Consider the following 7090-nt stretch of genomic DNA (forward strand, 5'->3'; position numbering starts at 1 on the left):
CATGACTCTCCCCGGATTAAGAGCCTTTCCTGCCCAAAAAGCGCGCCCCTCTCCGCGAGGTGGTGCCTGCCTGTCCGGCGCCCTTGGGAAAACGCTGATTTTCCTTCTGATTTACGCAGAAGTAACCCGTTTTTCCTAGCCTTGCCGCGAAGTTTAGTCGGGCACCGAGAATGCCCAAGGGGAGATGCAAGTCGTGATGCAGGCCGAAGATATCGAGTTCGCTACCGAGTGGAGTGCGCAGGCGCTGAAGCTTATGGCGGACCATGGCGTCCCCCCTTGCCCCGACAATTATGCCGTCTGGTTCCGCTATGTCTCCGGCCGCTGCCCGGAGCTTACGCAGGAAATTGACGAGCGGATCAGGGACAACCGCCCCATCGATCTCGATGTGACGCTTGATCTGCAGCGCCGCCATTTCTCGGACGAGAAACTGACGGATGTTACCCTCACCACCGGTACCCGGCTGAACACAGAAGTCGATCAGCTGCTCCGGATCATCGAGGAAAGCGTCGGCAACTCAACGGCGTTGGGTGCAAGCGTTCGGGCAGCAAGCGCCGGACTGAGCAGCGGCTCCTCGCCCTCCGACGTGCTGAAGGCGGTGGAAGCCATCGTCACCGCGTCGCGCAAGATGGAAGAGCGCAGTGCGGAACTTGAGGAGCATCTGCACGCGACCAAGAAAGAGCTGAATGAGCTTCAGCAGAATCTTGAAAAGGCCCATACCGAAGCACGAACGGATGGGCTTACCGGTATCAACAACCGCAAGGCCTTTGACGAGGCAATCGACCGCGAGATCAAGGCAGCGCATGAAAACAGCAAGCCGCTCTGCCTCATTGTCGGCGACATCGACCACTTCAAAAAGTTCAACGACACATTCGGCCATCGGACGGGCGATCAGGTACTGCGCCTTGTGGCGACCTGCCTGAAGAATGGTGCGAGCGCACATCATATCGTTGCGCGTTATGGCGGTGAGGAATTTGCCGTCATCATGCCGGCGACCGACATTCATCAGGCGGAAATCATCGCCAATCAGATTCGTGAAACGGTGCAGGCGCGCGAGCTTGTGAAGCGTTCCACCGGCGAGTCCCTCGGGCGTGTTACCATGTCCATGGGCATTGCGCTTTTCCGGAATGGCGACAGCCCCACCTCGCTGATCGAGCGGGCGGACCAGTGCCTCTATATGGCAAAGCATGCCGGCCGGAATCGTGTGATTACAGAGATGTCCGAAGCGCCGCGGGCACAGGCTCTGGCAAGCTGACACCCGGCTTCTTATCCCTCCCCATTTTTACGCAGCGGAAGGCTTGCCTCCGCGATGTGGCCGCGCGCGGGCTTTCATAGACCGGGCGCGGGCGCTACTTTCATGCCCAGTCAGCCGCCGCCCTGATGGCGTGACGGCTCTGAAAACGCGTAACGACACCGGAACGGGAAAGAAGACCATGGAAACGCTCACGCTCGACATTCAGGACGGGGTTGCCCTCGTCACGCTCAACCGTCCGGAAGTGCTCAACAGCATCAACGTGAAGCTGATTGAGGAAATGCGCGAGACGGTGGCAAACATCGCCGCCAACAAGGATGCACGCGCCATGCTCATCACCGGCGCGGGACGCGGCTTCTGCGCGGGCGCCGATCTCGCCGAGCCGGGCGGTGGCGGCGGCAACATGACGGTCGGCCAGGGCGTTGCGCATGGCATGACCTACCGCTTCAACCCGATGATGCGGGAGCTTTATGAGCTGCAAAAGCCGATTGTCGCGGCGGTGAACGGCATCACGGCAGGCGGCGGCGTGGGCCTCGCCCTTGCGGCGGATATTGTGATCGCGGGCAAGAGCGCCTCTTTCGTTCAGGTCTTCGGGCCGCGCCTCGGCCTCATCCCTGATCTCGGCTGCACCTGGCAGCTGCCGCGTCTTGTCGGCCGCGCCCGAGCGCTCGGCCTTGCGCTGACAGGCGACAAGCTGCCTGCCGAAACAGCCGCCGAATGGGGCCTCATCTGGAAGTGCGTCGAGGATGATGTTCTGATGAGCGAGGCGCGCGCCATTGCAACGAAGCTCGCGAAAGGCCCGTCCAACGCTTTTGCCGAAATTCGCAAGGCCATTGATGCTGGCGCACAGAACAGCTTTGCAGAACAGCTTGCCTATGAACGGGATGTTCAGGGCATGCTGGGCGATCACCCGAATTTCTCGGAAGGCGTCAAAGCCTTCCTGACGAAGCGGGAACCGGAATTCAAGAACTGACAGTCGCTACAGAACAGACAGGGAGAAGAAGATGGAATTCGAAAGAGTAAAACTCGACATTGAAGGAAGTGTCGGCATTCTGACTCTCAACCACCCGGAAGTGATGAACGCCGTTTCGCCGGAAATGCTCGGCGGGCTGATGAAGGCGATGGATGCCGTTGAGGATCCGAAAAATGGCATTCGCTGCCTTGTGATGACGGGCGAAGGACGCGGCTTCTGCACCGGCGCCAATCTTCAGGGGCGCGGGGACAATTCGGGCGCACGACCGGATGCGGGGCTTGCGCTTGAGACGATGTATCACCCCTTCCTGCGCCGCCTGCGCAATCTGCCCATGCCGTTTCTCACCGCTGTGAACGGCCCGGCAGCAGGCGTCGGCATGAGCTTTGCGCTGATGGGCGATCTCGTGCTGTGCGCGCGTTCCTCCTATTTCCTTCAGGCGTTCCGCCGCATCGGCCTTGTGCCGGATGGCGGCTCGACCTGGATTCTGCCACGCCTCGTGGGCAAGGCACGCGCGATGGAACTCTCGCTTCTGGGCGAGAAGCTTCCGGCCGAGACGGCGCTGCAGTGGGGTCTCGTCAACCGCGTCTATGATGATGAGAAGCTGATCAGCGAAGCAAAGGCGCTTGCCGCCGATCTCGCCAGCGGGCCTACCAAGACGCTCGGCATGATCCGCCAGCTTTATTGGGAAAGCACGGACAACACCTATGAAGAGCAGCTCAATCTTGAGCGGCAGCTTCAGCGCACCGCCGGCTATGGCGAAGACTTCAAGGAAGGCGTGCGCGCGTTCCTTGAAAAGCGCCCGGCGCAGTTCAAGGGCAACTGATGTTGCTCAGCCGATGATGCAGCTCGCAAGAAGAGCGAGAAACATCAAGGCGATGAAAAAGAGAAGATGAGGCATGGCCGCGCGCTTCAGTTTCCGGAGCGCGCGGCTTTCTTTTGCGCGGCTCGCCGTGTCCTGTTGCCCGTTGCCGGGCGCTTTCGTCTCACGGGCTTTGAGGTTTTCGCGGCAAGGGCCGCATCAAGCGATTTGCGTGCCCATTCAGTCAGTTCCTGTGGATCATCATAAAGCCGCTCCGGCAGTTCGTAATAGGACATGGCGATCGCCTTGCCCGACGGCGGCTCGTAAATGAACGGGCCCGTCCCCTCGGCTTCAAAGTCTGGCCGGTTGCGATCGTCCACCTTAAAGAAAAGCGTTTCGCCTGCAATAAGACCGAACATCAGGTCATCGAAATAGACGCCTGCTCCGCCGAACATGTTGCGAATGCGGACAGGGCCGAGCATTTCGAGCTGTTCAGCAACAAAGGCCTTGTACTCCGCGCTGACCGCCATGAGATTTTACAGGGTGGCAGGCGCGATGGTTACGCTCTCGCCGCAACCGCAGGCATCCGTCTCATTCGGATTGTTGAAGCGGAAGCCGGAAGAGAACTTCTCCGTGACGTAATCCATTTCCGTGCCAAGCAGGAAAAGGATCGCCTTCGGGTCGATCAGGATTTTCACACCCTGATCTTCAACCACCTCATCCAGCGGGTTCTGCTCGGTGGCATATTCCATCGTATATTCCATGCCCGCGCAGCCGCCATTCTTCACGCCTATGCGCACGCCGATATATTTACCGTCGGAGGCATCCATAATCTCCTTCATCCGGGCGGCCGCCGCCTCGGTGAGGGTAATTACTCTCGGCATGGGTCTGGCCATTCCCTTACCTCAAAACATGTTGAGCGCAACGCGCGCTTCATCGGACATACGGCTCGGATCCCACGGCGGGTCGAAGGTCATGTTGACATGGACATCGCCAATGCCTTCCACGCTGCGGATCGCATCTGCCACCATGACGGGCATCGTCCCGGCAACGGGGCAGCCTGGTGCCGTCAATGTCATATCGACCACGACATCCCGGTCATCCGAGATATCGACCTTATAGATGAGGCCGAGTTCATAAATATCAACCGGGATCTCGGGATCATAAACGGTCTTGAGCGCGGCGATAATGTCGTCTGTCAGCCGGTCGAGTTCTTCCTGCGGAATGGCGGACGTTGTGGCAGGTGTTTCCGCCGCACCGGCTTCTTCTCTTCCTGCCATGTTCACATCATCCATTTGCGGCCTCATCCGAAGAACTTCTTGCTGTCGATAAGGGCATCGGCCAGCAGGTCCACTTCTTCAATCGTATTGTACATGGCGAAGGAAGCGCGTGTCGTGGCACCCACGCCGAAACGCTCCATCACGGGCTGCGCGCAATGATGCCCGGCGCGCACCGCAACGCCTGCGCGGTCAATCACCGTCGCAATGTCATGCGGATGGGCATTCTCCATCACGAAGGAGATGATGCTGCCCTTCTGCTTCGTCGTGCCGATGATGCGCAGGCTGTTGATCTCGGAGAGGCGGCGCGTGGCGTAGTCGCGCAATGCCATCTCGTGCGCCAGAATATTCTCGCGCCCTATGCCATTCAGATAGGTGAGCGCCGCGCCAAGCCCGATTGCCTGCACAATGGCAGGTGTACCCGCCTCAAAACGATTCGGGGGGGACGCATAGGTTACCTTCTCAAGGCTCACTTCGCGGATCATCTCGCCGCCGCCGCGATAGGGCCGCATGGCCTTCAGGTGCTCTGACTTTGCGTAGAGCAACCCGATGCCGGTCGGTCCATAGAGCTTGTGGCCGGAGCAGACAAGGAAATCGCAATCCATGTCCTGCACATCTGTCGGCAGGTGAACGACACCCTGACAGCCATCCACGAGCACCGGCACGCCGCGCTCATGCGCGAAGCGGATCATCTCCTTGATCGGCGTGATCGTACCGAGCGCATTCGACATTTGCGTCATCGCAACCATTTTCGTGCGCGGCGAGAAGAGCGCGCGATAGGCGTCCATGTCGAGGTCGCCTTCATCGGTTGCGGGAACGAATTTCAGTACCGCGCCGTGGCGCTCGCGCAGGAAGTGCCAGGGCACAATGTTCGAATGGTGCTCCAGCACGGAGAGAATGATCTCGTCACCCGCCTGAATCATCGGCTCCGCAAAGGAGGATGCGACGAGATTGATTGCATCGGTGGCGCCCGACGTGAAGATGATTTCATCCGTGGAAGCGGCATTAATAAAGGCCCGAGCCGTCTCGCGCGCCTGCTCGAATTTTTCCGTCGCCGCATTGGAGAGGTAATGCATGCCGCGATGGACGTTTGAATATTCGAGCGTGTAAGCCTCCATCACCGCATCAATGACGGCTTTCGGCTTCTGGGCTGATGCCGCATTGTCGAGATAGACGAGCGGCTTGCCATAGACCTCCCGGGAGAGGATGGGGAAATCGACCCTGATCTTCTCGACATCATAGGCGGCGTTCTGGGAAAGAGGCTTGTTCATCATGCTGCCTCCCCGAACCAATGCGAAACGAGATCGCGCATGGCGGTGCGCGCCTCGTCATGCGGCACGCGGTCGAGTGCATCATCAAGGAAGGCGAGTACGAGAAGGCGGCGTGCTTCCTTTTCAGGAATGCCTCGGGCGCGCAGATAGAAGATCGCGTCGTGCGACAATTCGCCGACCGTCGAACCATGCGCGCACTGCACATCATCCGCGTAGATTTCGAGTTCCGGCTTGGCGTTCATCGACGCGTCGCGCGAAAGCAGTAGCGCTTGTGTCATCTGACGACCATCCGTCTTCTGGGCGCCGCGCCGCACGAGCACCTTGCCCTGAAACACGCCTTCTGAGGCGCCATCAAGAACGCCCTTGAAAAGCGTGTGGCTGGTGCAGTTAGGCACAGCGTGATCCGTGACACAGAAATGATCGGCGTGCTGTGTGCCGCGCAGCGCATAGGCGCCGTCAATCCCGGCATATGCGCCCTCGCCTGTAAAAGCGACGAATGACTGGCTCCGCGAAAGGCCGGTCCCGATGGTAAGGGCGAAATGCTCAAGATGGGCCCTTGCCGCCAGCGTCGTGCGCAGGGTCGCGAGATGAATGGCCTCTGCCGCATCATCCAGCAGCTTCAGATGTCGAAGCTTCGCACCCTGACCCAGCGCAACGTCGGTCACTATGTCGGCGAAGGAGGCCGCATTTCCGATATGGCTTTCAAAGATCGTCGCCGATGCTTCATCTTCCAGAAGCACGAGATTGCGTGTATGCGACGCGCCGTCATCGGCATTCACGAAAACGAGATGCAGCGGCTTGTCGAGGCTCACCCCTTTTCGAATGCGCAGCGCAATGCCATCCGCCATCAATGCGGTGTTGAGATCGACAATATCTTCTGCCTGTTTTGTCTGGCCGAAGCGCCGCTCAATCAGACCCTTCGCCCATTGCTCATGGGTCACATCGGCAAGGCTGTGTCGCTCAACGCCCTTGGGCCATTTCACCGTGTCGGAAAGACCCGCGTGGAAGCGGCCATTCACGAAGACGATCTTGTGCGTATCGATACCGGCAAAGGCAGATGAAGACGGTCGCTCCGGCAGAACCACCGCTCCCTGATGCACCGGTGCCGCAGCAATATCCACCTTCTCCAGCGCGCGGCGGAGATCGGTGTATTTCCAGTCTTCCAGACGGCGATGCGGAACGCCCGCTTCTGCAAAGGCAGCAAGCGCCGCTGCACGGCGCGGCGCAAGCCAGCCATCCGCTCCCGGCAAGTTGGCGTGCGATACCGCATAGGCATCGATGAACCGCTGTGTCGTCTTTTCACTCATCTTTTCACTCACGCGGCATCTGCGTCGAAAGCCGCATAGCCGGATTTTTCGAGTTCCAGCGCCAGTTCCTTGCCGCCTGTCTTCACGATGCGTCCCTTCGAGAGCACATGCACCACATCAGGCACGATGTAATCGAGCAGACGCTGGTAATGCGTGATGACGATCATCGCCCGCTCCCGCGAGCGCAGCATGTTCACGCCATCTGCAACCGTCT

At 59.5% G+C, this 7090-nt stretch carries 8 protein-coding genes and 1 pseudogene; 3 read left to right on the forward strand and 6 right to left on the reverse strand.

Annotated elements, in window-relative coordinates:
- Positions 1–196: 196 nt before the first annotated feature.
- From WBF74_RS03360 to WBF74_RS03370, 3 genes are all read left to right on the forward strand, one after another.
- Positions 197–1252 carry a GGDEF domain-containing protein gene (locus WBF74_RS03360; RefSeq protein ID WP_424435175.1) on the forward strand — a complete coding sequence of 352 codons (1056 nt, stop codon included), beginning with the start codon at positions 197–199 and terminating at the stop codon, positions 1250–1252.
- 178 nt (positions 1253–1430) lie between these two features.
- Entirely contained in the window at positions 1431–2222 is a 792-nt protein-coding gene (locus tag WBF74_RS03365) for an enoyl-CoA hydratase-related protein (RefSeq protein ID WP_424435157.1), read from the forward strand.
- 31 nt (positions 2223–2253) lie between these two features.
- The gene (locus WBF74_RS03370; RefSeq protein WP_424435160.1) at positions 2254–3045 is read left to right on the forward strand and encodes an enoyl-CoA hydratase/isomerase; all 792 of its coding nucleotides are present in this window, start codon (positions 2254–2256) and stop codon (positions 3043–3045) included.
- Between the two features lie 86 nt (positions 3046–3131).
- Here WBF74_RS03370 and WBF74_RS03375 read toward each other — a convergent pair whose 3' ends face one another.
- From WBF74_RS03375 to sufC, 6 genes and pseudogenes are all read right to left on the reverse strand, one after another.
- Complete coding sequence (locus WBF74_RS03375) at positions 3132–3551, reverse strand: TfoX/Sxy family protein (RefSeq protein WP_424435163.1); 420 nt, start codon at positions 3549–3551, stop codon at positions 3132–3134.
- A 6-nt stretch (positions 3552–3557) separates the two neighbouring features.
- Positions 3558–3905, reverse strand: coding sequence for a HesB/IscA family protein (locus WBF74_RS03380; protein WP_424435166.1), 348 nt, complete (start codon positions 3903–3905; stop codon positions 3558–3560).
- Positions 3906–3926: 21 nt separating this feature from the next.
- Positions 3927–4316, reverse strand: a complete 390-nt coding sequence (locus WBF74_RS03385) for an SUF system Fe-S cluster assembly protein (protein ID WP_424435169.1) — start codon at positions 4314–4316, stop codon at positions 3927–3929.
- Between the two features lie 8 nt (positions 4317–4324).
- A complete protein-coding gene (locus tag WBF74_RS03390) occupies positions 4325–5569 on the reverse strand; it encodes a cysteine desulfurase (RefSeq protein ID WP_424435178.1) in 1245 nt (414 codons plus the stop codon).
- On the reverse strand, positions 5569–6876 hold the full coding sequence (sufD, locus tag WBF74_RS03395; protein ID WP_424435172.1) for a Fe-S cluster assembly protein SufD: 1308 nt from the start codon (positions 6874–6876) through the stop codon (positions 5569–5571). The genes WBF74_RS03390 and sufD overlap by 1 nt, the downstream gene beginning before the upstream one ends.
- Before the next feature lie 8 nt (positions 6877–6884).
- A pseudogene (sufC, locus tag WBF74_RS03400) lies at positions 6885–7090 on the reverse strand (Fe-S cluster assembly ATPase SufC); the annotation flags it as partial.

It is taken from the genome of Parvibaculum sp., from assembly GCF_049672805.1.
Classification (GTDB): Bacteria; Pseudomonadota; Alphaproteobacteria; order Parvibaculales; family Parvibaculaceae; genus Parvibaculum.

Coding starts and splice junctions, on each gene's coding strand:
- WBF74_RS03360 (WP_424435175.1), top strand. CDS start 197: ATGCAGGCCGAAGATATCGAGTTCGCTACCGAGTGGAGTGCGCAGGCG.
- WBF74_RS03365 (WP_424435157.1), top strand. CDS start 1,431: ATGGAAACGCTCACGCTCGACATTCAGGACGGGGTTGCCCTCGTCACG.
- WBF74_RS03370 (WP_424435160.1), top strand. CDS start 2,254: ATGGAATTCGAAAGAGTAAAACTCGACATTGAAGGAAGTGTCGGCATT.
- WBF74_RS03375 (WP_424435163.1), bottom strand. CDS start 3,551: ATGGCGGTCAGCGCGGAGTACAAGGCCTTTGTTGCTGAACAGCTCGAA.
- WBF74_RS03380 (WP_424435166.1), bottom strand. CDS start 3,905: ATGCCGAGAGTAATTACCCTCACCGAGGCGGCGGCCGCCCGGATGAAG.
- WBF74_RS03385 (WP_424435169.1), bottom strand. CDS start 4,316: ATGGATGATGTGAACATGGCAGGAAGAGAAGAAGCCGGTGCGGCGGAA.
- WBF74_RS03390 (WP_424435178.1), bottom strand. CDS start 5,569: ATGAACAAGCCTCTTTCCCAGAACGCCGCCTATGATGTCGAGAAGATC.
- sufD (WP_424435172.1), bottom strand. CDS start 6,876: ATGAGTGAAAAGACGACACAGCGGTTCATCGATGCCTATGCGGTATCG.